General features: G+C 44.9%; 28 protein-coding genes. 11 read left to right on the plus strand and 17 right to left on the minus strand.

Translation table 11 applies throughout. From position 1 onward, the window contains the following. The first annotated feature begins 56 nt into the window (after nt 1-56). Both thiP and thiQ read left to right on the plus strand, forming a co-directional pair. On the plus strand, nt 57-1,670 hold the full coding sequence (gene thiP / locus OCV19_RS01775) for a thiamine/thiamine pyrophosphate ABC transporter permease ThiP (protein ID WP_065676350.1): 1,614 nt from the start codon (nt 57-59) through the stop codon (nt 1,668-1,670). Beyond that, nucleotides 1,670-2,374, plus strand: a complete 705-nt coding sequence (gene thiQ / locus OCV19_RS01780) for a thiamine ABC transporter ATP-binding protein (protein WP_065676349.1) — start codon at nt 1,670-1,672, stop codon at nt 2,372-2,374. The genes thiP and thiQ overlap by 1 nt, the downstream gene beginning before the upstream one ends. A gap of 109 nt (nt 2,375-2,483) precedes the next feature. On the opposite strand, the gene yjgA is transcribed toward thiQ, so the two are convergent. Then, entirely contained in the window at nt 2,484-3,008 is a 525-nt protein-coding gene (gene yjgA, locus OCV19_RS01785; RefSeq protein ID WP_065676348.1) for a ribosome biogenesis factor YjgA, read from the minus strand. A gap of 118 nt (nt 3,009-3,126) precedes the next feature. On the opposite strand from yjgA, the gene pmbA reads away from it, so the two are divergent. After that, nucleotides 3,127-4,470, plus strand: coding sequence for a metalloprotease PmbA (pmbA, locus tag OCV19_RS01790; protein WP_017058910.1), 1,344 nt, complete (start codon nt 3,127-3,129; stop codon nt 4,468-4,470). A 97-nt stretch (nt 4,471-4,567) separates the two neighbouring features. On the opposite strand, the gene mgtE is transcribed toward pmbA, so the two are convergent. From mgtE to OCV19_RS01850, 12 genes are all read right to left on the minus strand, one after another. Continuing rightward, nucleotides 4,568-5,923 (minus strand): magnesium transporter, encoded by a 1,356-nt coding sequence (gene mgtE, locus OCV19_RS01795; protein WP_065676347.1) that lies wholly within the window; start codon nt 5,921-5,923, stop codon nt 4,568-4,570. Nucleotides 5,924-6,071: 148 nt separating this feature from the next. After that, nucleotides 6,072-6,347: an HPr family phosphocarrier protein gene (locus tag OCV19_RS01800; protein ID WP_048659270.1), complete on the minus strand. Its 276-nt coding sequence runs from the start codon at nt 6,345-6,347 to the stop codon at nt 6,072-6,074. A 2-nt stretch (nt 6,348-6,349) separates the two neighbouring features. Beyond that, a complete protein-coding gene (gene rapZ / locus OCV19_RS01805) occupies nt 6,350-7,219 on the minus strand; it encodes an RNase adapter RapZ (RefSeq protein ID WP_048659269.1) in 870 nt (289 codons plus the stop codon). Nucleotide 7,220: 1 nt separating this feature from the next. Continuing rightward, on the minus strand, nt 7,221-7,682 hold the full coding sequence (gene ptsN / locus OCV19_RS01810; RefSeq protein ID WP_004738707.1) for a PTS IIA-like nitrogen regulatory protein PtsN: 462 nt from the start codon (nt 7,680-7,682) through the stop codon (nt 7,221-7,223). Between the two features lies 1 nt (nt 7,683). Then, nucleotides 7,684-7,971: a ribosome hibernation promoting factor gene (gene hpf / locus OCV19_RS01815; RefSeq protein WP_009847742.1), complete on the minus strand. Its 288-nt coding sequence runs from the start codon at nt 7,969-7,971 to the stop codon at nt 7,684-7,686. A 62-nt stretch (nt 7,972-8,033) separates the two neighbouring features. Then, entirely contained in the window at nt 8,034-9,494 is a 1,461-nt protein-coding gene (locus tag OCV19_RS01820; RefSeq protein WP_019821454.1) for an RNA polymerase factor sigma-54, read from the minus strand. A gap of 54 nt (nt 9,495-9,548) precedes the next feature. Next, nucleotides 9,549-10,274 (minus strand): LPS export ABC transporter ATP-binding protein, encoded by a 726-nt coding sequence (lptB, locus tag OCV19_RS01825; RefSeq protein WP_004735304.1) that lies wholly within the window; start codon nt 10,272-10,274, stop codon nt 9,549-9,551. A 2-nt stretch (nt 10,275-10,276) separates the two neighbouring features. Beyond that, nucleotides 10,277-10,771 carry a lipopolysaccharide transport periplasmic protein LptA gene (gene lptA, locus OCV19_RS01830; protein WP_004735305.1) on the minus strand — a complete coding sequence of 165 codons (495 nt, stop codon included), beginning with the start codon at nt 10,769-10,771 and terminating at the stop codon, nt 10,277-10,279. Further along, a complete protein-coding gene (gene lptC, locus OCV19_RS01835; protein ID WP_065676346.1) occupies nt 10,752-11,312 on the minus strand; it encodes an LPS export ABC transporter periplasmic protein LptC in 561 nt (186 codons plus the stop codon). The genes lptA and lptC overlap by 20 nt, the downstream gene beginning before the upstream one ends. Next, entirely contained in the window at nt 11,309-11,866 is a 558-nt protein-coding gene (gene kdsC, locus OCV19_RS01840; protein ID WP_048605890.1) for a 3-deoxy-manno-octulosonate-8-phosphatase KdsC, read from the minus strand. Before kdsC ends, lptC begins: the two co-directional genes overlap by 4 nt. Beyond that, complete coding sequence (gene kdsD / locus OCV19_RS01845) at nt 11,866-12,837, minus strand: arabinose-5-phosphate isomerase KdsD (protein ID WP_017632284.1); 972 nt, start codon at nt 12,835-12,837, stop codon at nt 11,866-11,868. The genes kdsC and kdsD overlap by 1 nt, the downstream gene beginning before the upstream one ends. A 34-nt stretch (nt 12,838-12,871) precedes the next feature. Further along, entirely contained in the window at nt 12,872-13,837 is a 966-nt protein-coding gene (locus OCV19_RS01850; protein ID WP_050622165.1) for a calcium/sodium antiporter, read from the minus strand. A 264-nt stretch (nt 13,838-14,101) separates the two neighbouring features. Here OCV19_RS01850 and mlaF point away from each other — a divergent pair, with 264 nt between their 5' ends. From mlaF to OCV19_RS01890, 8 genes are all read left to right on the plus strand, one after another. Next, nucleotides 14,102-14,896, plus strand: a complete 795-nt coding sequence (gene mlaF, locus OCV19_RS01855) for a phospholipid ABC transporter ATP-binding protein MlaF (protein ID WP_065676345.1) — start codon at nt 14,102-14,104, stop codon at nt 14,894-14,896. A 1-nt stretch (nt 14,897) separates the two neighbouring features. Continuing rightward, nucleotides 14,898-15,677 carry a lipid asymmetry maintenance ABC transporter permease subunit MlaE gene (gene mlaE / locus OCV19_RS01860; protein WP_008220420.1) on the plus strand — a complete coding sequence of 260 codons (780 nt, stop codon included), beginning with the start codon at nt 14,898-14,900 and terminating at the stop codon, nt 15,675-15,677. A 2-nt stretch (nt 15,678-15,679) separates the two neighbouring features. Next, nucleotides 15,680-16,171, plus strand: a complete 492-nt coding sequence (gene mlaD / locus OCV19_RS01865; protein WP_065676344.1) for an outer membrane lipid asymmetry maintenance protein MlaD — start codon at nt 15,680-15,682, stop codon at nt 16,169-16,171. A gap of 61 nt (nt 16,172-16,232) precedes the next feature. Further along, nucleotides 16,233-16,835, plus strand: coding sequence for an MlaC/ttg2D family ABC transporter substrate-binding protein (locus tag OCV19_RS01870; RefSeq protein ID WP_139093567.1), 603 nt, complete (start codon nt 16,233-16,235; stop codon nt 16,833-16,835). Beyond that, nucleotides 16,835-17,143: an STAS domain-containing protein gene (locus OCV19_RS01875; RefSeq protein ID WP_019821470.1), complete on the plus strand. Its 309-nt coding sequence runs from the start codon at nt 16,835-16,837 to the stop codon at nt 17,141-17,143. Before OCV19_RS01870 ends, OCV19_RS01875 begins: the two co-directional genes overlap by 1 nt. Before the next feature lie 13 nt (nt 17,144-17,156). Continuing rightward, nucleotides 17,157-17,411, plus strand: coding sequence for a BolA family iron metabolism protein IbaG (gene ibaG, locus OCV19_RS01880; protein WP_017058924.1), 255 nt, complete (start codon nt 17,157-17,159; stop codon nt 17,409-17,411). Between the two features lie 8 nt (nt 17,412-17,419). Continuing rightward, nucleotides 17,420-18,685, plus strand: a complete 1,266-nt coding sequence (gene murA / locus OCV19_RS01885; protein ID WP_048605883.1) for a UDP-N-acetylglucosamine 1-carboxyvinyltransferase — start codon at nt 17,420-17,422, stop codon at nt 18,683-18,685. A 152-nt stretch (nt 18,686-18,837) separates the two neighbouring features. Further along, the gene (locus tag OCV19_RS01890) at nt 18,838-19,563 is read left to right on the plus strand and encodes a 1-acylglycerol-3-phosphate O-acyltransferase (protein ID WP_017058926.1); all 726 of its coding nucleotides are present in this window, start codon (nt 18,838-18,840) and stop codon (nt 19,561-19,563) included. Nucleotides 19,564-19,687: 124 nt separating this feature from the next. Here the strand turns inward: OCV19_RS01890 and OCV19_RS01895 are convergent, their stop codons facing one another. The 4 genes from OCV19_RS01895 to OCV19_RS01910 all read right to left on the minus strand — a co-directional run bounded on the left by OCV19_RS01895 (nt 19,688) and on the right by OCV19_RS01910 (nt 22,888). Further along, nucleotides 19,688-20,077 carry a RidA family protein gene (locus tag OCV19_RS01895; protein ID WP_004735319.1) on the minus strand — a complete coding sequence of 130 codons (390 nt, stop codon included), beginning with the start codon at nt 20,075-20,077 and terminating at the stop codon, nt 19,688-19,690. 136 nt (nt 20,078-20,213) lie between these two features. After that, on the minus strand, nt 20,214-20,675 hold the full coding sequence (gene pyrI, locus OCV19_RS01900) for an aspartate carbamoyltransferase regulatory subunit (RefSeq protein ID WP_017058927.1): 462 nt from the start codon (nt 20,673-20,675) through the stop codon (nt 20,214-20,216). 12 nt (nt 20,676-20,687) lie between these two features. Then, complete coding sequence (gene pyrB, locus OCV19_RS01905; protein WP_012604860.1) at nt 20,688-21,617, minus strand: aspartate carbamoyltransferase; 930 nt, start codon at nt 21,615-21,617, stop codon at nt 20,688-20,690. Between the two features lie 266 nt (nt 21,618-21,883). Beyond that, entirely contained in the window at nt 21,884-22,888 is a 1,005-nt protein-coding gene (locus OCV19_RS01910; protein ID WP_065676342.1) for an ornithine carbamoyltransferase, read from the minus strand. Nucleotides 22,889-22,989: the final 101 nt, after the last annotated feature.

Below are 22,989 nucleotides of genomic sequence, written 5' to 3' on the forward strand. Positions count from 1 at the left end.
CTGTACTTAAAGGCTCATTCGTGATGTTTGGGCCATTTACGGTAAATAATTAATTTATGATAAAGAAAACACCTACGGTCGGGATCTGGGTTGCGATACTCATTACCGCCTTCGTGGTTTCAGCAGTTGGGGCATTGCTTAGCAATGCCCCTTCTCTTGATATCAGCCAAGTATGGTCAGATCCTTACTATTGGCATGTAACGAAATTCAGTTTTTATCAAGCGATACTCTCAACTGTGCTGAGTGTTGGCTTTGCTATACCCGTTGCTCACGCTCTGTGTCGCAGGCAATTTTTTGGACGAGCTTTGTTGTTAAGACTGTTCGCGTCGACTTTGGTTCTGCCTGTGTTGGTCGGTGTATTTGGCTTGCTCGCGATTTATGGCAACAGTGGCTGGTTAGCTAAATTTTTGGCTAACTTCGACATTGAATTACCATTCTCGATTTATGGTTTGAATGGCATTTTGCTGGCGCATGTCTTCTTTAATCTGCCTTATGCTAGCCGCCTGCTTTTACAGGGTTTGGATACCGTGCCTGCCGAGCAACATAAGTTGTGTGCTCATTTGGGTATGAGTCATTGGAATAAATTTAAATGGGTCGAATGGCCGCGTTTAAGACAACAACTACCACATGTTTGTGGTTTAGTTTTCATGTTGTGCTTCACCAGCTTTGCAACAGTGATGGCTCTTGGTGGAGGTCCGAAATCGACCACTATTGAACTAGCCATCTATCAAGCGATTAAGTTCGACTTTGACTTACAGGCGGGTGCGTTACTCGCAATATGGCAAATGCTACTGTGTGGTGTGTTAGCGGTGAGTATTCAGCGCCTGTCTAAGCCAATCTCTGTGACAGCCAGCCAGCTGTCGGAAGAGAAATATTTGGTTAAGGACAGCTGGTGGTCAAAAGCTTGGGATAGCTTTTGGATCATCGTAGTCTCAATGCTGGTATTGCCGCCATTAGCCATGGTTATCTTTAGTGGTATTAATTCACAAGCATTGACGGTACTCAGGAGTGAACCGTTTTGGGCGGCGTTAATGACCTCAGTTCGTGTCGCTTCTTTGGCCAGTGTTATCGCCGTTTTTATTGGTATTGCGATACTGCTGACCAGTCGTGCATGGCGCTTGCAGAATAAGAATTTTCGAGCCGATAAAATCGAACTGATTGGCACTATTATCTTAGTGACGCCGGGTCTAGTCATCAGTACTGGTCTTTTCTTATTGCTGCGTTCATTTACCGATGTATTCAGCTTGGCTTTCTTTATTGTGATTGCCGTGAATAGCTTGATGGCGCTGCCTTACGTGATTAAAACCTTAGCTCAACCTATGCTGCACCTGTCTCAGCAGTATCAGTATGTGTGTGCGAGCTTAGGGATGACGGGCTTCACCCGATTCAGACTCGTGGAATGGCGAGCATTACGTAAACCTATGGCACACGCATTCTCAATTAGCTTCATGCTTGCAATGGGAGATTTAAGTGCGATTGCCTTGTTTGGCAGTCATGATTTTAGAACACTACCTTTGTATCTATTCCAATTGCTAGGCAGCTATCAGATGGAAGCCGCAGCCGTTGTTTCGGTAAGTCTGCTGTTGTTGAGTGTCGGTAGTTTTAGTCTGATTGAATTTTTATTTACTCGAAACTCAAGGCTAGATGCTAAAGGGTTAAGGAACCGATGATGTTAGTGATGAAAGATGTGGACTACCACTATCACCGAGAGTTGTTTAGTTTTGATTTTCAAGCAGAGCAGGGCGACATTGTTGCATTGATGGGGCCTAGTGGTGCGGGTAAATCAACACTGCTAGCGCTGGTTGCTGGTTTTATTGAGCCTACATCGGGTGAGATATCTGTAGCAGGACAATCTTTGATAGGCAAAGAGGCGCATCAACGCCCATTAGCTATGTTGTTCCAAGAGCATAACTTGTTTGCCCATCTCACCGTGCGTGAAAATATTGGTTTGGGGCTGCATCCTGGGTTAAAGCTTACGGCAACCCAAAAGCTTGAAGTTGAGCAAGCAGCTGTACAAGTTGGGGTCGCGGAGTATTTGGATAGATTGCCGGAGCATTTATCGGGCGGTCAACGTCAGCGTGTTGCGCTAGCTCGATGTTTTGTGCAACCGCATGATATTTGGCTGCTTGATGAGCCCTTTTCAGCGCTTGATCCTTTGCTTCGTGAAGAGATGCTTAGCTTAGTTAAGCGATTAGCAGCAGAGCGAAACATTACTGTTTTGATGGTGACACACCACTTAGGTGATGCGCGCAGTATCGCGAACAAGTTTGTGTTTGTGGCACTGGGTAAGGTTTTAGTCGAAGACTCGATAGATGCGCTAACGGCCGATCACCCACAAGGCGAATTGAGTTCCTTTGTTCGAGCCGGAGAATAACGACTGAGTCCTGATATTGAGTACTTCTTAATATTGAGAGCGTCGAATACAAAAAGACCTAGCATGTGCTAGGTCTTTTACTATCTTTCTGAGTAAAGGGAGACGAAGATTAGTCGCCTAGCTTTAGCTCTTTTAAGATTTGGAAGATTTCACGAGAAGACTTAGCCGGTTTATTTGCCGCTTTCTCTTTGTTAGCTTGACGAGCTAGCTGACGAAGACGCTGACGGTCTGCTTCAGGGTACATATCCATCACGTCTGAAATGGCAGCATCGCCTTCAGCAACAACGCGGTCACGCAGTTGCTCTAGTTTGTGCAGTTCAACTGTTGCTTGTGAGTGTTTGTTACGTACTTTATCCAAAGCCGCTTGAATTGGCTCAGGATCGACATTACGCATTACTTTACCAATGTATTGAAGTTGACGACGCTTCGCTTCATTTTTAAAGCGTTGTGCATCTTTAATCGCTTGTGCCAAATCTTCAGACAGCGGAAATTTGTCTAATACAGAAGGCTTTAGACCAACAAGCTCTTCTCCCAGCTTTTGCAGGGCATCCATGTCCGTTTTCATTTCTGTCTTACTTACCCAGATGATTTCTTCTTCTGGTTCCCATGGGGCTTTTTGGTTTTTGCGAGCCATCTTTTCTGCCTATGTCACTATCTCAAACGAATATATTGCCTATTTTAGCAAGAATCTTGGGGAGAAAGCGAAATTCTTGTTATCCTACGTAATATTGACCTAAAAAATTAGAATAGATATGGATGTAAAACAGCAAGTCGCCCAGCAAAGAGTTGAGCTAGAAGCCGCAGTAGCTAAAGCGTTGGATATGGCATCAGTGAGTGCAGACGCAGCTGAGGTCGCTATTACTAAGTCAACGGGTTTAAGTGTTTCAACACGTATGTGTGAAGTGGAAAACGTTGAATTTAATAGTGATGGTGCGCTAGGTATTACTGTTTATCGCGGCCAGAAAAAAGGCAGCGCATCTACATCTGATCTGAGTGAAAAGGCTATTGCTCAAACAGTCGCGGCTGCGCTTGATATCGCTCAGTACACGTCTGAAGACCCATTTGCAGGTCCGGCAGCAAAAGAATACATGGTAAAAGAAATTCCAGACTTGGATCTTTTCCACCCTGATGAACCAAACCCTGACTATGCCGCTGAGATTGCAATTGCTGCTGAGAAGCAAGCGTTAGCTTATAGCGACAAGATCAAACAGAGTGATGGTGCAAGCTACGATAGCCACTATGGCGTTAAGGTTTATGGTAACAGCCATGGCTTACTAGCAAGCTACGCTTCAAGTCGCCATAGCACGAGCTGCTGTGTAATTGGACAAGGCGCTAACGGTGAGATGGAGCGAGACTACAGCTACACCGTTGCACGTCACCGTGATGAGCTATGGACGCCTGAGCGCGTAGGTCAAGAAGCAGCAGAAAAGACCATTAGCCGTTTGGATGCGAAAAAGCTACCAACAGGCCAATACCCAATTATGTTCGCTAACGATGTTGCTACTGGCTTGATTGGTCACCTTGTGATGGCAATCAGTGGCGGTAATCTTTACCGTAAATCATCGTTCCTATTGGATCATCTAGGTCAGAAAATCCTACCTGACTGGTTTAACATTTCTGAGCGACCACATATCTTGCGTGGTTTGGCGTCAAGCCCATTTGATAGCGAAGGTGTGTTCACTCAAGATCGTGAAATCATCACTGATGGTGTTCTGGCGACTTATCTACTGACGAGTTACGCAGCACGTAAAATGGACATGACACCAACAGGCCATGCTGGTGGTATTCATAACTGGTTCGTTAAATCGACCGGCCAAAACTTTGAGCAGATGCTAAAAGAGTTGGGTACGGGCTTCCTAGTGACTGAAGTGATGGGCCAAGGCGTTAATACCGTAACGGGTGATTACTCTCGTGGCGCTGCGGGTTTCTGGGTTGAGAACGGAGAGATCCAATACCCAGTCTCAGAAGTAACAATCGCTGGTAACCTAAAAGACATGTTTACTCAGATTGTTGCTGTGGGTAACGACGTAGAAACACGTTCGCAAATTCAAACGGGTTCTATCCTGCTTGAGTCGATGAAAGTCGCGGGTGAGTAATTCAATTAAAGCGAATCTGATGAATTAAAAAAGGGAGCCGATGGCTCCCTTTTTGTTTTCTGTATTTCGCCAAAAATTGGCTAACTGCTTATGCTAACTAGATCAGTATGGTCGCTAAGCCTAGGAACACGGATAGGCCAATAACATCAGTGACGGTAGTGAGTGCCATACCACCTGCCAATGCCGGATCGATATTCATCTTCTTCAGCATCACAGGGATGGTTACACCAGCGATACCCGCGACAATCAAGTTGGTCATCATTGCAGCTGATATGATGCCTCCCAGTATCCAATTGCCTTTCCAAGCAACCACTATACCGCCAATAATAACGGCCCATAGAATGCCGTTAAGGAAGCCGATAGAGGCTTCTTTGAGTAACAGTTCGCGTTTGTTACTGTCACCAATGTGACCAAGCGCTAAACCACGAATCACTAGAGCGACGGTTTGGTTACCGGCAACACCACCCATGGACGGTACGATGGTCATCAAAACAGCGATGGCTGCCATCTCATTCAGTGTCGCCTCAAACATATTAGACACAGACGCTGCTGCGAGTGCCGCCAAAACATTTGCGCCTAACCACACACTACGACGACGAGCGGATTTTACTACTGGTGCGAAGGTATCTTCGTCATCGTCCATACCCGCCATACTCATCATTGAGTGCTCGGCATCTTCACGGATAACATCAACCACGTCATCGATGGTGATACGACCAACAAGGTGTTGATTGCTATCGACTACTGGCGCTGAAACCCAATTACGACGTTCGAACAGGCTCGCAATGTCGGAAGCGCTGGTTTCAACCGCGATCGCTTCGTCGGCATCCTCCATCACTTCGGAAACTGCCACGTCAGGCTGAGTCGTTACCAGTGTGGTAAGCGATAGGTTACCGATAAGACGTTCTTCTTCATCAATAACATACAGAGCATCAGTTGCATCGGGCAGTTCGCCACGCATACGCATGTAGCGCAATACAACGTCAACATCGACATCACCACGAATCGTGATTACGTCGGTATTCATGATCGCACCCGCTGAATCTTCAGGGTACGACAGGGCAGTTTCAACTAATGCACGATCGACGGAGTCCATTTGAGAAAGGACTTCGCGAGAAACATCGTCGGGTAGGCTTCGAAGTACGTACGCAACGTCATCGGTTTCCATACCTTCGGTTGCTTCTGCTAAGGTCTCCGGTGCCATTTTTGACACAAGAGCATCTTTGACGTCTTCGTTTAGTTCATCAAGAATTTCACCGTAGTCTTCAGGATCGGTGAGTTGCCAGAGTACGTCACGACTTTTGCGAGGGGAGGCTTCTAAAAGGTGTGCAATATCCTCAGGTTCCATGTCCTGAAGTTGTCGGCGTACGTGAACAAATCGGCCGTTTTCTAGGGCTTCGCTGACTTCTTGGAGGGTTTGGTGAGCTTGGTCGAATTCTAATTGCTCTGCCATATTTTCCTCCTATCTCATTATTCTAACAATGCTTGGAATAGTAACTTAATTCTGGGGCTTATTTAAATCATAAACTTAGATAGAACTAAGATTTAATATTGGTTGGTTCGCTGTTTGAGTATTATGTGTTGTAAGTGAAGCGTTTTCGCTACTCACCCTCATCAAACTTGTCTTCAATGAGATGACAGACGGCATCAAGCGCTTGCTGTGAATCGGTGCCTGCAGCTTGAATAGTAATATGTTGCCCTTGCGCTGATTCCAGCATAAGTAGCCCCATCACACTGTCTGCAGTTGCGATTTTATCTTCTTCGCTATGGATAGTGATGGTTGCATCAAAGCTTTGGGCAAGCTCAACCAATTTTACGGCTGCTCTAGCGTGAAGACCCAAGCGATTTTGGATCAGTACAGTTCGAGTTAATTCCATGGTTAGCCCTGTTGGTGCTTCTCTAGGGAGGCGTGTCTGATTTGAACTTGATGACCTAGTTGATCGAAGTACTCACCAATTTTTTGAGTTAGATAAACCGAGCGGTGTTTACCGCCAGTACAACCAATCGCGACCGTTAGGTAACTGCGATTATTCTTCTCCAACATTGGCAACCACTGTTCAACAAAGCCTTGGATCTGTTGCTTGAGCTCAAGAACTTCTGCGTGTTTTTCTAGAAAAGAGTGAATTGGAGCATCAAGACCTGTTAAAGGTCGTAGTGCTGGTTCCCAGTGAGGGTTCGGCAAAAAGCGAACGTCGAACACATAGTCGGCATCACTTGGTAGGCCGTATTTAAAACCGAAAGATTGAAAGACAATGATTAGCTCTTGCTTCTCTTTGCCTTCAACTTTAAATCGAACCTTTTCGCTCAATTCGTAGAGGTTGCAGTCACTACTATCAATCACAATGCAGGCTTGCTCTGCGAGAGGTGTTAGGAGTGTCTTTTCCAAATCAATCGCTTGCTCAAGAGATAATTTTTCTTGGCCGATCGATAAAGGATGGATTCTGCGTGTTTCGCTGTAGCGCTTGAGTAACGTCTGCTTGCTTGCATCGAGGAACAAGACGTTCACATCAATGTTGGTTGCAGACTCTAGCTGCTCTAGCATTTCTGTGACTAACTGAGGCTCTTTCGGTAGGTTACGAATATCAATGCTAACCGCGACGTTTTGATTGATCTCGCGTACCGACTCGACGAAGTCGTTGAGCAAGTTTACTGGAAGGTTATCGACACAGTAATACCCCAAGTCTTCAAGGACTCGTAGCGCAACACTTTTACCGGCCCCAGATTGGCCACTAACAACGATTAACCGCATGTTATTGCTCGCAAGTTGGCACTTGAATCATGATGTCGTAAAGCTCTTGATCGCTTTGAGCATTACGCAACTGTTTAAGAGTTTGCTTGTCGTTAAGTCGTTCTGCCATACAAGAAAGGGTTTTTAGATGCTCCTTGCACTGTTCACTTGGAACAAGCAGGGCAAATAATAGGTCGACAGGACGATTATCAATCGCATCAAATTCGATGGGATCTTGGCATTGCAGTAATACAGCAATCGCTTTATCACTGACATTCATACGAGCATGGGGAATAGCAATGCCATTACCAATACCTGTACTGCCCATTTTCTCACGGCTCAACATGCACTCAAACAGTTCTGTTGAATCTTGACCACAGCTTTCTGCTGCGATCTGACTGATGAGCTCAAGGGCTCTTTTTTTGCTTGTGCATTGGACTGCACTTTTGGTGCAGTCCAATGAAAGTACTTCGCTTAATTGCATGTTAGTGACTACTTAGCTTTTCTTTGTGCTTGTTGAGTTGGCGGACGAGTTTATCAACCAATGAATCAATCGCGGCATACATGCTTTCATCTGTTGCTGTCGCATGGATTTCCCCCTGATTTATATGCAGGGTAGCTTCTGCGATTTGATTGATTTTCTCAACTTTTAAAACAACCTGTACGCTATTGATATGATCAAAGAAGCGTTCAAGTTTGTCGAATTTGGTGTGAACATAGTCTTGCATTGAATCGGTAAGATCAACGTGATGGCCTTGAATATTGATTTGCATAGACTTTCCTTTTCAGTTGGTTGCCTGATTATAGTTGCTAAGTAAATAGCGACTAAATGAGCTTATAGCAGGCGTTTACGCTGACTCGAAGGGGCAATGCCCAGAGACTCACGGTATTTCGCTATCGTACGTCTAGCTACCTGAATTCCTTGGTCAGCCAGTAAAGCAGCAATCTTGCTATCACTTAGAGGTTTCGCGGTGTTTTCTGCTGCGACAAGCTTCTTAATGAGTGCGCGAATTGCTGTCGATGAACATTCACCGCCATTGTCAGTGCTGACATGGCTTGAGAAAAAGTATTTGAGTTCGAAGATTCCACGTGGTGTATGCATGAATTTTTGAGTCGTCACACGAGAGATCGTGGATTCGTGCATATCAACAGCTAACGCAACATCATTCAGAACCATTGGCTTCATCGCTTCTTCGCCATGTTCGAAGAAATCACGTTGATGTTCAACAATGCATCGCGCAACTTTGAGTAGCGTCTCATTTCGACTCTCTAGGCTTTTAATTAGCCACTTTGCTTCTTGCAAATTTGAGCGGATGTATTGATTGTCGGCGCTGTTGCCTTTACTACCCAGATCAGCGTACTGCTGATTCACTTTCAGTTTAGGCACGCTATCAGGGTTAATGGTCACTAACCATTTGCCAAGGTCTTTGAAGACAGATACATCCGGGACCACATACTCAGTTTCATCCGGAGTAATCTTACTGCCAGGGCGAGGGTCCAGCTGTTGAATAAGCTGCAAAACTTCACGTAGTTCTGCTTCTTTCAACTTGGTCTCTTTGATAACCAATTTGTAATCACGGTTACCAAGTTGGTCAATATGGCTAGTAAGTACTAACTTAGCTTCGTTGAGCCAAGGAGTATCTTGAGGGAAGGTTGCCAGTTGCAGTAATAAGCAATCTTGCAGATTGATTGACCCGACACCTAGCGGGTCAAATTGTTGAATTCGTTTACGCACGGCTTCAATTTCATCAAGCTCGATCTCTTCATTGTCGAAGTTTTCAAGGATGTCTTCACAAGTTACAGTGAGGTAGCCATAGTCATCGATGGCATCAATCAACGCGAAAGCTATGCTTCGGTCGGTGTCAGTGAATGGTGTTAGATCGAGTTGCCAAAGTAGGTAATCGTGCAGGCTTTGAGTGGTTTCACCTTGGTAAACAGGCATGTCGTCATCAACTGCAATACCTGTATTACCGGTGTTTGCGCTGTAGACGTCTTCCCAAGTTGTGTCGATTTCTAGTTCGTTGCCAATCTCTGATTTTTCGATTAAGTCTGAACTATCAGGTAAGTCTTGCTCTGTGGCTTCAACGGTTTCTTTTTCGTCACTGCTAGGTTTTTCTTCCGATGTTGGCGTGTCTTCATTGCCTTCTTCGACATCGAGTAGTGGGTTAGATTCAAGTGCTTCTTGAATCTCTTGTTGCAAATCTAAAGTAGACAATTGCAACAAACGAATCGCTTGCTGCAATTGAGGAGTCATTGCTAACTGTTGGCCTAGCTTAAGTTGTAATGAGGGTTTCATTCAGTGTGACTTACCTAGTTATTATTCTTAGAACTCTCGATACTCTCTATATAATCATAGACGGAATTGTTCGCCTAGATAAACTTGTTTAACTTGTTCGTTATTGAGAACATCTTCAGGAGTACCTTCAGCGATTAGGTGTCCTTGGCTTACGATGTAAGCTTTTTCACATACGTCTAGTGTTTCACGAACGTTGTGGTCGGTAATCAAAACGCCCAAGCCACGATCGCGTAGGTGAACAATGATTTTTTTGATATCGATAACCGAGATCGGGTCAACACCAGCGAACGGTTCATCCAGAAGAATGAACTGCGGGTTTGCTGCTAGTGCGCGAGCAATCTCAACACGACGACGCTCACCACCCGACAGAGCCATACCATTACTGGTGCGGATATGTTGGATGTGGAATTCTTCAAGCAGGTCTTCCAACTTATCTTGACGCTGTTCATTGGTCATCTCATCACGGGTTTGTAATACCGCCATGATGTTGTTCTCAACTGACAACTTACGGAAAATCGATGCTTCTTGTGGCAGATAACCGATACCAAGACGAGAGCGACTGTGCATTGGCAAGATACTGATGTCTCGGTCATCAATGCTGATGGTGCCCTCATCACGCGCAACCAGACCAACAATCATATAGAAAGACGTGGTTTTACCTGCACCGTTAGGCCCAAGCAGACCAACGATCTGGCCTGACTCTACCTGCAAGCTTACATCGGTAACAACTTTGCGCTTGCTGTAGGTTTTCGCTAGGTTTTTTGCTTTAAGAACAGCCATCGTTACTTATTCACTTCCGTTGGTTGTAAAACCGTTGACACTCGTTTGTTTTCACCACTGTCAGCGACTAATTTCTGAGAACCGATCTGGTAAGTGATCTTAGAGCCGCGAATGATACTGCCGTCTTGAGATAGCATCGCATTCTTGGTCATGATCAGTTTGTCGGCAACAAGCTGGTAATGCAGGTCGTCAGCTTCACCGTAGAGTGTCTTACCATCGTCAGTAAGCTGAGAGAAGGTTGCTGGCTTACCGAAGCCTTGAATTTCTTCAATCTCGCCGTTTACGGCGTTGCGGGTAACAATAACCTTATCGGCATTGATATTGATGCTGCCTTGTTTAAGGTTTACATCACCAAGAAAGGTTACTTGATTACTTTTCATATCCAATTGCTGGCTGTCTGAGTCAATGTAGACAGGTTGCTCGCTATCCGAAGAAAGGGCATAGACATTTGGTGCCGCAAGGGTCAAAGCGAATAAACTAAGGTGTAAGAGTTTCATATCTACCTTGAACAGAATTAAAGAGGGTTGCATTGTTGGTACCGAAGTTACCTTTCATTGCTTGTCCCTCAGTTTCAAAAAATGTACCGATCATATGGACCGGAGTATCTGAGTAAAAATCTCGGCTAGGCAGCTCAACAATCATTTTATCTGTGGTCATTGTATCGAAGCTGGCTTCTGGCAACAGATTCTTTGCCACGACGTTGTCAAAAGTGACAACTTGATTCTTATCCATAATCGCGCGATCAGCGGTGACTTGCCATTCAATCGTATGCCCTTCACGGAATACCGAAAGAACTGGGTTTTGAAAGTGCGTATCGCCAACTACTGAGTAGTGTTCTAAATACGTCGATTCAACCTGATAGCTACGAACACCGCTTTCGTCGTAGCTGATGTTGTTCAGGCTTTTGCCACTAAACGCGGGCAGCTCCAAATTGGGAGCCACTTGTATCGTTGATGTTTGCTCTTTGTCGTACAGGTAATAGGTCGACCAAGAGGCAATAAATATGAGTATTAAATAGATAATACGAGTAAAACTCATATGCTTAAACCTTTATGCACGTCGAGTTCATTTCTTGCTTGTAAAATCAGGTCGCAGACTTCACGTACTGCACCGTGACCGCCTTTAATAGTTGTCACGTAGTTTGCACGCTTTGCAAGTAGTGGGTGCCCATCTGCCACACAGACCTTCAAGCCAACTTTTTCCATTACAGGCCAGTCAATCAGATCGTCTCCGATGTAACCTGTATTTTCAGGGTTTACAGAAAGCTTATCGCAAATATCTTGGTATGCCTTAACTTTATCGTCTTGACCTTGATAAATCAGCTTAATGCCTAGAGCGGTCATACGATTCTCAACAATTTGAGATTTGCGACCCGTGATGATCGCGATTTCAATACCAGCGTTCATCAGTGATTTTATGCCGTAACCGTCACGAGTGTGGAAGGTTTTCAGCTCTTCACCGTTGTTGCCCATGTAGATGCGACCATCAGAGAAGACACCATCGACATCGCAAATTAGCAGTTTTATCTCTTTTGCGATTGCAAATACATCTGAGTTAACAGTGCCGTATAGAGTTTCGACTGTCTGTGTCATTACATTACTCCTGCTTTCAGTAAGTCATGCATGTTTAACGCTCCGACTAATTTACCTTCTTGGCACAACATCAGGCCATTGATGCTCTTCGCTTGCATCAAGTTTAAGCCCTCAACCGCGAGCATGTTTGGCTCGGCTACCGTCGGGTTTAGCGTCATCACATCGCCGATCTGCGTGTTATGGATATCAACGCGTTTGTCTAAGATACGGCGTAAATCACCATCGGTAAAAATACCGGCCATTTGGCCATCTTCACCAACGATTGCAGTCATGCCTAAGCCTTTCTGAGAGATCTCTAACAGAGCATCTCGAACTAGCGCATCCGGTGCCACAACAGGCAGTGCGTCACCTGTGTGCATGATGTCGTCCAGTTTCAACAGCAGTTGACGACCTAAAGCGCCACCTGGATGAGACAGTGCAAAGTCTTGAGCGGTAAAGCCTCGAGCCTGCAAAAGTGCAACGGCTAATGCATCACCCATAACCAAAGTCGCCGTGGTGCTTGTTGTTGGTGCTAAGCCCAGTGGACAAGCTTCTTCCGGTACTGAAATTTGTAAATGGATATCAGACAAGGTTGCCATGTTTGATGCTGGCTTACCCGTCATGCTGATGATTTTGATGTTAAGACGCTTTAATACCGGGAACAGGCTGAGGATTTCTCCCGATTCGCCTGAGTTGGATATTGCAATCACAATATCACCAGGTTCGATCATGCCTAAGTCGCCATGCGCTGCTTCACCTGGGTGAACAAAGAAAGCCGATGTACCGGTACTTGCCAATGTGGCTGCGATTTTGTTGCCAATGTGGCCTGATTTACCCATGCCCATCACAACGACTTTGCCTTTGTTGTTCAGGATAAGGTCGCAAGCTTTACAAAAATCATCATTAAAATATTGGTCTAATTGAGTGAGACCTGCAACTTCGGTTTCCAAAACTTGTTTTGCAACGCTGCGGTAATCAAATGGCTGAGACATCAAATACTCCAAGTACGGGAAGTTAAATCAACAATTAAGCCGACATGTTCATTAGTAGGTAAGCTTGGTAGGCCACGAACGTCACAATTAACACGCCGCCTTCAATGCGATTCACACTACGAGATTTTCCTAGTGCCATCACAACAAGCAGTAGCGATACGCCTAGCATTACCCAGAAGTCACGACCCATAGCGAATTCGCTCAAGATAGAAGGGTTGAGGATGCCCGGGATACCCATAACAGCAAGGATGTTGAATACGTTTGAACCAATGATATTACCTACAGCCATATCATCTTCACCCTTCATAACGCCGGCAAGTGATGCTGCAAGCTCAGGCAAGCTAGTGCCTACGGCTATGATAGTTAGACCAATGACAAGGTCGCTCATACCGAAGTATTTCGCGATGATTACGGCATTATCAACCAGCATATCAGCAGCCAAAGGCAGAATGATCAGACCAATCACGACCCACATTGCGGCTTTAGGGTTGCTTACACCCTCTGGGATTTCTGATTCTTGCTCGTCAAGGAAGGCATCACCGTTCTTCTTCTCACTGCGGCTGATTTGCAGCATGGCAAATAAGAAAGCGGCGAAAAGAACAAACAACAACACGCCTTCATAGAAACCTAAATGGTTGTCCCAAAGCAGTGCGCCAGCTAGTAAAGTGACACCAATCATTAATGGTAGTTCACGGCGAATCACGCCAGAGCTAATCGATAACGGCTTGATTAGGGCGGTAATACCTAAAATCAACGCAATGTTAGCGATGTTTGAGCCTAATACGTTGCCTACAGCGGTATCTGTTTTGCCATCAAGGGCTGCTGTCGCAGAAACCATCATTTCAGGAGCCGAAGACCCCATTGCTAAGATCGTCATACCGATAACTAGTGGTGAAATACCGAAGTTTCGAGCAAGAGCAGCGGCGCCGTAAACCAGCTTATCTGCACTCCACACCAAAAAACCTAGACCGATAATAAGAAACGCAATCGCTTCAAGCATGATGATTCCTAAAAAATTAATAAAAACGGAGAATTAACCGCTAATTTTGACCTGTTGCTAGATAAAAGGGAAGTCACTCGGCAAATTAATTACCAGTTAGCAGGCAAGAAAGAGAGCTCAATAGATAATTTTCTAATGCTTTCAAATCCCTGCATAGATTCCTGTTTAATATGAATTAATTGAACAGTGCTTTTAATTCTAAAGTAGACTCATTATTATTGCAGCCATAATTGGCGTTTTTTAAAGCAAGGAAACAACAAAAATATGTTGAACACTGAGCTTGTGAAAGTTAAGAACCTCAGCTTCTCACGCGGTGAGCGCGTTATCTTTGATGACATCAGTTTAGAGGTGCCTCAAGGCAAGATAACCGCAATCATGGGCCCGTCTGGGATCGGCAAAACGACTTTACTGCGTTTGATTGGTGGGCAACTGCCGCCAGATGAAGGCGAAATTTGGTTTGATGGTGACAATATCCCTGCATTATCACGTCGAAAGCTGTATCAAGCTCGTAAGAAAATGAGCATGCTATTCCAATCGGGTGCGCTTTTTACGGATCTCAATGTGTTTGATAATGTGGCGTTTCCGCTGCGAGAGCACACTGAACTTAATGAAAAATTCATTCGTACCATCGTATTACTTAAGCTTGAAGCAGTAGGATTACGAGGGGCAGCGCAATTAATGCCGAGTGAGTTGTCTGGCGGTATGGCGAGGCGAGCTGCGCTGGCTCGTGCAATCGCACTGGATCCCGACCTGATCATGTACGATGAACCCTTTGTGGGCCAAGACCCCATCACAATGGGCGTATTGGTTGAATTGATCCGAAACCTCAATCAAGCCTTGGGCTTAACCTCTATTGTCGTTTCTCACGATGTGCCTGAGGTGATGAGTATTGCTGATTGGGTTTACCTCATGGCGGATAGCAAGATCATTGCCGCTGGAACACCTGATGAGTTGTACAACAATAGCGATCCGAGAGTGCAGCAATTTTTGCAAGGCGAAGCCGATGGTCCAGTACCATTTAGATTCCCTGCGAAGAGCTTAGAAAAGGATTTGTTTTAATATGATTGCTAAAACTATTGCGGGTGTCGGTAAGCGCACACTTGCGATCTGTGAGTCATTTGGTCGAGCAAGCCTGATGTTATTTGGGGCTTTGTTTGGCATCCCGCGACTAAAAAACTTCCCTTTATTAGTAAAACAACTTTATAGCGTTGGCGTTCAGTCATTGGCTATTATTTTAGTTTCGGGTCTGTTCATTGGCATGGTGCTCAGCCTGCAGGGCTATGTCGTATTAATTGACTACGGCGCTGAGGGCAATCTTGGCCAAATGGTCGCGCTTTCACTGTTACGTGAGTTGGGGCCTGTGGTAACTGCGTTATTATTTGCAGGTCGAGCTGGTTCAGCACTCACGGCAGAGATTGGTTTAATGAAGGCAACAGAGCAGATCTCAAGCCTTGAGATGATGGCCGTTGACCCTCTTAAACGCATTATTGCACCACGTCTTTGGGCCGGGCTTATCTCAATGCCATTGCTTGCTATGATTTTTATGGCGGTCGGTATTTGGGGCGGTCAACTGGTTGGTGTTGATTGGAAAGGCATTGATCACGGCAGTTTCTGGTCTGCGATGCAGTCTTCAGTAGAACTTGGCCGAGATATTGGTAACAGCATGATCAAATGTATGGTCTTCGCTATCACCGTAACTTGGATCGCACTTTTCAATGGTTATGACGCAGTACCGACTTCAGAAGGTATTAGTCAGGCAACCACACGCACTGTAGTGCACTCTTCTCTAGCGGTACTAGGGCTAGATTTTGTTCTTACCGCATTGATGTTTGGGAATTAATCATGCAACAAACTCGAAAATTAGAATTATGGGTCGGCACCTTTGTTATTGCCGGAATTTGCGCAATCTTAATCATGATCTTTCAAGTCGCTGACGTAAAAGGCATAGGTTCGAACCATACTTACAATCTAAAAGCGACCTTCGACAACATTGGCAGCCTAAAAGTTCGTTCTCCAGTGAAAGTGGGTGGCGTCGTTGTTGGTCGAGTTAAAAGCATTGAGCTCGATACCGAGAGCTACCTTCCTGTCGTTGAACTGTCTATTGACGGGAAATACTCACAATTTCCAGATACCTCTAGCGCTCAAATTTTAACGTCTGGATTAATTGGTGAGCAGTACATTAGTCTGGTTCCAGGCTTCATTTTTGATGATGAAGAGATGCTGGTCGATGGTGATTCGATTGAAGACACCAAGTCAGCATTAGTGCTCGAAGATTTGATAGGCCAGGTGCTGTATAGCGTTGGCGGTTCTGATGATAATGAAGCTAAGGAGTAGTCTCATGTTAAAGACGAATAGCCTATTGAAAAAATGGTTTATAACTACGGTTGCTTTGCTGATGTCGACTCAAGTTCTTGCTGAAGAATCGATTGATCGCACTCAGCCTTATCAGATGATGACGCAAGTTGCTGAAGTGGCATTTGATCGTTTGAAGAGTGAGCAAGAGAATATCCAGCAAGATCCTGAGTTATTGAAGGTCATTGTGGAAGAAGAGTTGATGCCCTATGTTAATGCTCAATATGCAGCTCTTAAACTGCTAGGTCCAAACTTGAAAGGCGCGGATAGAAAAGACGTGGGCGAGTTTATCGATTCATTCCGTAAATACCTGCTTTCTTCTTATGCTCAAGTGCTGACTCAATACACAGATCAGACGATTGAATTTGGTCCAGAACCAAAAATCAAAGCGGATAGCCGTATTACGAGCATCAAGGTTGATATCATCGATACGCCGCGACCAAACATTAAGCTTGAATTTAAGCTTCGCAAAGACAAGAAATCTGGCGAGTGGAAAGCATTTGATATGGTTGCCGAAGGCATTAGCTTGTTGTCGAGCAAGCAATCGGAGTGGAATACTAAGATTCGTCAAGAAGGCATCTTACAAGTTGCTGACGAACTAGAGAAATTAGCCGCACAACCGATTCGTTTTGAGAGTAACAAATAATGAGCCATTCTCAATGGCAAGCACTAAGCTCTAAAGAATATCAGCTGCTTGGTGATCTAGACCGAGACAGTGTTCCTGCAATCTGGCGTATATTGGAAAAGTGGCAAACGACGGAATCGAGCGTTGAAATTGACCTTAGCCATATAAATCGTGTCGATTCAGCAGGAATGGTGATGCTAATTCACTTATTAGAGCATGCAAAAAATCAAAACTGTCATATAATGCTCAGTTTCGTGCCAGAACAATTACGAACGTTGTTCCAATTGAGCAATATCCAGCCGATGATGGCAGAACACATAAAAAATTAGGCAGGAGCTATTTGTGGACAGCACAAAAGTACAAGAATTATTAGCAGAAGCACTGAACCTTCAGGAAATTTTCGTGAAAGGGGAAGGCAGTCATTACGAAGTTGTTGCGGTTGATCCATGTTTTGACGGCATGAATCGAGTTAAGAAGCAGCAACTAATCTACGGCCCACTAATGGAATACATTCAACGCAATGACATCCATGCTCTTTCTATTAAGGCTTTCACGCCGGAAGAGTGGGAACGTGATAAGAAACTGATGTCACTTTAAGGTTTATGATGGAAAAGTTTCGAGTTATTGGATCGGATAAGCCGCTAAGCGGTGAAGTGACGATCTCAGGCGCAAAAAATGCAGCGCTACCTATCTTATTTGCTTCAATTCTTGCTGAAGAGCCAGTAGAAGTAAGTAACGTTCCTCACCTACGTGACATCGATACTACGATGGAACTGCTTAAGCGTTTAGGCGCAAAAGTATCACGCAATGGTAGTGTTCATGTTGATGGCAGCGAAATTAATGAATTTTGTGCGCCTTACGATTTAGTGAAAACAATGCGTGCTTCTATTTGGGCTTTAGGTCCTCTAGTCGCTCGTTTTGGTGAAGGCCAAGTGTCACTTCCAGGCGGTTGTGCAATTGGTGCTCGACCTGTTGATCTGCATATCCACGGCCTAGAGCAACTAGGTGCGACCATTAAGTTGGAAGATGGTTATGTGAAAGCAAGTGTTGATGGCCGTCTGAAAGGCGCGCACATCGTGATGGATAAAGTAAGTGTGGGTGCCACCATTACTATTATGTGTGCAGCAACGCTAGCGGAAGGAACAACAGTACTTGATAACTCAGCGCGTGAGCCTGAGATTGTTGATACGGCTGACTTCCTAAATAAACTGGGTGCTAAAATTTCTGGCGCAGGTACAGATACGATTACTATTGAAGGCGTTGAACGTCTTGGTGGTGGCCAACACTCTGTGGTTGCTGACCGTATTGAAACAGGTACTTTCCTGGTTGCTGCTGCTGTTTCTGGCGGTAAAGTGGTTTGTCGCAACACCAACGCTCATCTTCTTGAAGCTGCCTTAGCGAAGCTTGAAGAAGCGGGTGCGAAGGTTGAAACGGGCGAAGACTGGATCAGCCTTGATATGACAGGTCGTGAGCTGAAAGCGGTGAAAATCGTAACAGCACCTCACCCTGGCTTCCCAACCGACATGCAAGCACAGTTTACTCTGCTTAACATGATGGCGAAGGGCAGTGGTGTTATCACTGAAACTATCTTTGAAAACCGCTTTATGCACATTCCTGAGTTACAGCGAATGGGTGCAAAAGCCGAAATCGAAGGCAACACGGCTATCTGTGGTGAAACGGAAAAACTGAGCGGCGCTCAAGTAATGGCAACGGACCTTCGCGCATCTGCGAGCCTTGTTATTGCTGGCTGTATCGCTCAAGGCGAAACTATCGTTGACCGTATTTATCACATCGATCGTGGCTACGATAAGATTGAAGATAAATTGTCAGCCTTAGGCGCAAACATTACACGATTTCGTGAGTCGAGCTAACCTAGGTTAGTGGATTCATGAATCAGTAAGATGAAAACATAAAAGTCGGAACCTTGGTTTCGGCTTTTTTATAGTTGTATTTACCGCAAGTAAATCTATTGATCACTTTTGCACGAATAGATGAATCAACTTGGCGGTCGGTGAGGAACAAAATGATAGCAATATTACGTATTTTCGCAGTGGCGATATTTGCGATTCTTATGTTTGTATTTGGTTGTGGTTACTGCCTATTAAGTCCACGCAATCCAAAACACGTATTTACCTTTGGCCGTTATTTCGGTCGAATGTCGAAGATCTTCGGCATGAAGTTAGAGCTTCGCATCCCAGAAGATGCCTACTCTCGCGGGCAACATGTTTATGTAGCGAACCACCAAAACAGCTGGGATCTATTCACGATTTCATCAGCGGTAACGCCAAAAGTGGTGACGGTTGGTAAGAAAAGCCTAGTGTGGATGCCTCTATTTGGTCAGCTTTACTGGTTGACGGGTAACATCCTAATTGACCGTGCTAACCGCAGCAAAGCGGTAGGTACGATTGATCAGGTGGTGACGAGTCTAAAAGAGAGCGATGTTTCAGTTTGGATGTTCCCTGAGGGCACTCGTTCTCGTGGTCGTGGTCTGCTGCCATTCAAAACAGGTGCATTCCATGCTGCGATTGGTGCTGGCTTGCCTATCATCCCTATCGTGTGTAGCTCAACAGGTGGCGTGAAGCTAAACCGTTGGAACAATGGTCACGTGATTGTTGAAATGCTGCCACCAATCAGCACTGAAGGTTACGACAAGTCTAATGTTCGTGAACTGGCTAACCTAGCTCGTGAGCAGATGGCTGCTAAGCTTGAAGAGTTAGACAAAGAAGTGGTTGAGCTTAACAAGAAGTAATTATCTAAGCGAAACGATGAACAATAAAAAAGGTTGCCAACTGGGCAACCTTTTTTGTATCTAATAAACACTCAGCATTACGCTAAGTCGTTTACTAGAAACCGTTTATTCTAGAGAGAAAAACCTATTTGCGAACCGCAATAGCTTCGATCTCGATACCAACATCTTTTGGTAGACGAGCTACTTCAACACATGAACGTGCAGGGTAGTTTGCAACGCCGTGCTCATCGAAGAATTTACCGTAAACTTCGTTTACTGTGCCGAAGTCGTTTAGGTCTTTAACGAATACCGTTAGTTTTACGATGTCTTTTACAGTCAGGCCTGAAGCTTCAACAACCGCTTGAACATTGTCTAGAGATTGGCGAGCTTGCTCTGCGATATCAGCAGATACTTCACCAGTTGCTGGATTTACTGGGATTTGACCAGAAGTCAGTACCATGTTGCCAAGGTCAACGCCTTGTACGTATGGGCCGATTGCAGCTGGAGCAGATTCTGTGTGAAGTACTTTAGTCATTGGTTTATTCCATCAGTTATTAGATAAAAATCAATTTTCAGTGTGCCTTCAAACTTTGGATAGGTAAAGCGCAAAATACCCCGCACAGGCGAGGTATTTGATAGTTTTTACATTCGGTCTGCTTTGCCGTATGACGTTATCTTTCTGTCACGATCTCACGAGAGAAGACTTTTTCGCAATACTTACACTTCAAGCGAATATCTTCTTTCTTTTCAAAGATCTTAAAGCTGCTTTCAACCGGTTCATTGTGAGTAATACAGTTGGTATTTGGACACTCGAACACATCGTTGATTTGCTCAGGAAGTTCTAGTGGTAGCTTCTTAACCACTTCGTAATCTTCGATTTGATTCACGGTTGCGTGAGGCGCATAAAGAGCCAGCTTGCTCGCCTGTTCTTCTGTGATAAACACATTCTCAATCTTGAGCAGGTCTTTTCCGCCTAGTGCAGAAGACGGTAGATTCAGGCCAATCGTCACGCGCTGATGAGAATTGTGCATGTCGAACAGTTTTAACACCTTGATCCCGATATTGGCTGGGATATGGTCGATAACAGTACCGTTTCTGATTGCTTCAACTTTTAATTGAGTCTCTTTAGACATGATATCTCTCCTCTACAGCGTTTCGTTAAGAACAAGGGCTAGCAATGCTTCACGAGCGTAAACACCATTCTCTGCTTGCTGGAAGTAGTAAGCGTAAGGTGTTTTATCGACATCGACAGTAATTTCATCAACGCGAGGAAGAGGGTGCAGAACCTTCAAGTTATCGCGTGCATTTTCCAGCATCGAAGCGGTCAGGATGTATGCGGATTTGATGTGCGCATATTCTGACTCATCGAAGCGCTCTTTTTGAACTCGAGTCATGTACAAGACATCAAGCTCAGGAATCACATCTTCCATGTCCGTCAATAGTTGGTACTTGATGCCCGCTTCATCAAGCTCTTCGCAAATGTAGTCTGGCATCGCCAGTGCTTCTGGAGCCACGAAGTAGAAACAGATGTTGTCGAACTTCGCTAGTGCTTGCGTCAACGAGTGAACCGTACGGCCGTACTTAAGGTCACCAACGAATGCAACGTTTAGGTTGTCGAGGCGGCCTTGTGTCTCAGCGATAGAGAATAGGTCTAGTAACGTTTGTGTTGGGTGTTGGTTTGCGCCGTCACCTGCGTTAATAACAGGTACACCGTTTGAGAACTCAGAAGCCAGACGCGCTGCGCCTTCTTGAGGGTGACGCATCACGTAAGCGTCAACGTATGAAGAGATAACCTGTACCGAGTCCGCTAGCGTTTCACCTTTCTTTGCCAAAGAAGTGTTACCACCACTATCGAAACCAATCACATCACCACCGATGCGTTGAATAGCCGTTTCAAAAGAGAGACGAGTTCGCGTAGAAGGTTCGAAGAAGCAGCTGGCAACAACTTTGTTCTTGATGAGTTCTGGATTTGGTTCAGCCTTTAGCTGACCTGCCGTTTGAACAATTAATTCTAGCTCTTCACGAGAAAGCTCTGGAATTGAGATGATGTGCTTTTGATAGAGCGAATTCGCCATGATCTTCTTCCCCACAATAATGTATTGGCCATAAAAAAGCCCCCCATAATGGGAGGCTTTAAAAAAGTGCTGAAAAGCAGAATAGACGGCCTGGTAAGCATCTTAGCTTACGAGCAATATTTGGTGTTTTCACAATATTACTATGTGTTATCACAATATTGGTTGGCGTCATTTTCACTACTCTCAGACAAATTGCCGAGAATTATACGCTTTCAATTTGTGAGCGCAAGCGATTACATCAAGCTTTTATTTACTTTCAGTATTCGCTATTGACCCAGTGTCGCAACCATTACCGCTTTGATGGTATGCATGCGATTCTCAGCTTCATCAAACACAATTGAGTAATCCGATTCAAAGACTTCATCAGTAACTTCTAAACCGTTCATTCCATACTTATCTGCAACTTGTTGGCCGATCACGGTTTCATTGTTGTGGAAAGCAGGTAAGCAGTGCATGAATTTCACTTGAGGGTTACCAGTGAGCTTAATAACATCCATGTTCACTTGATAAGGCGTCATAACCGCAACACGCTCGTCCCAAGCTTCTGGCGCCTCGCCCATTGAAACCCAAACATCGGTATAAAGGAAATCACAGCCTTTAACTCCTTCAGCAACGTCTTCCGTTAGAGTGATTTTGGCACCTGTGCTTTGCGCGATAGCTTGGCACTCTTCGACAAGCAGCTCTTCTGGCCAGAACGCTTTAGGTGCGACAAGTCGAATATCCATGCCCATCTTCGCGGCACCGACTAACAGAGAGTTACCCATGTTATTGCGTGCATCGCCTAGATAAGCAAAGCTGATTTGGTGCAGATGTTTTCCGCGGCCATGCTCAAGCATAGTGAGGAAATCAGCCAAGATCTGAGTAGGGTGGAACTCATCGGTTAAGCCATTCCAAACTGGCACGCCCGCATAAGCGCCTAAGTCTTCAACGATACTTTGGCCAAAACCACGATATTCGATGCCATCGTACATACGCCCCAATACACGCGCCGTATCTTTCATTGATTCTTTTTGACCAATCTGAGAACCAGAAGGACCAAGGTAAGAGACCTGAGCACCTTGATCAAAGGCGGCCACTTCAAACGCACATCGTGTTCGAGTTGATGCTTTCTCGAAGATCAAAGCAATGTTTTTGCCGTTGAGTTTCTTCTGCTCAGTGCCTGCATACTTAGCTTTTTTTAGGTCAGCAGACAGGTCGAGTAAAAACTGAATCTCTTTAGGAGTAAAGTCGAGAAGTTTTAGAAAGTTACGATTGCGAAGATTAAAGGCCATCTCTCGCTCCTTGCGTATATAGAATCAATGAAGAATCTAGTTAAACATAAAAATGCTATATTTGTGAATATTTATTTTATTGATTTGATAAAAAAGGCCAG

The sequence above is a fragment of the Vibrio celticus genome (assembly GCF_024347335.1).
Taxonomy (GTDB): domain Bacteria; phylum Pseudomonadota; class Gammaproteobacteria; order Enterobacterales; family Vibrionaceae; genus Vibrio; species Vibrio celticus.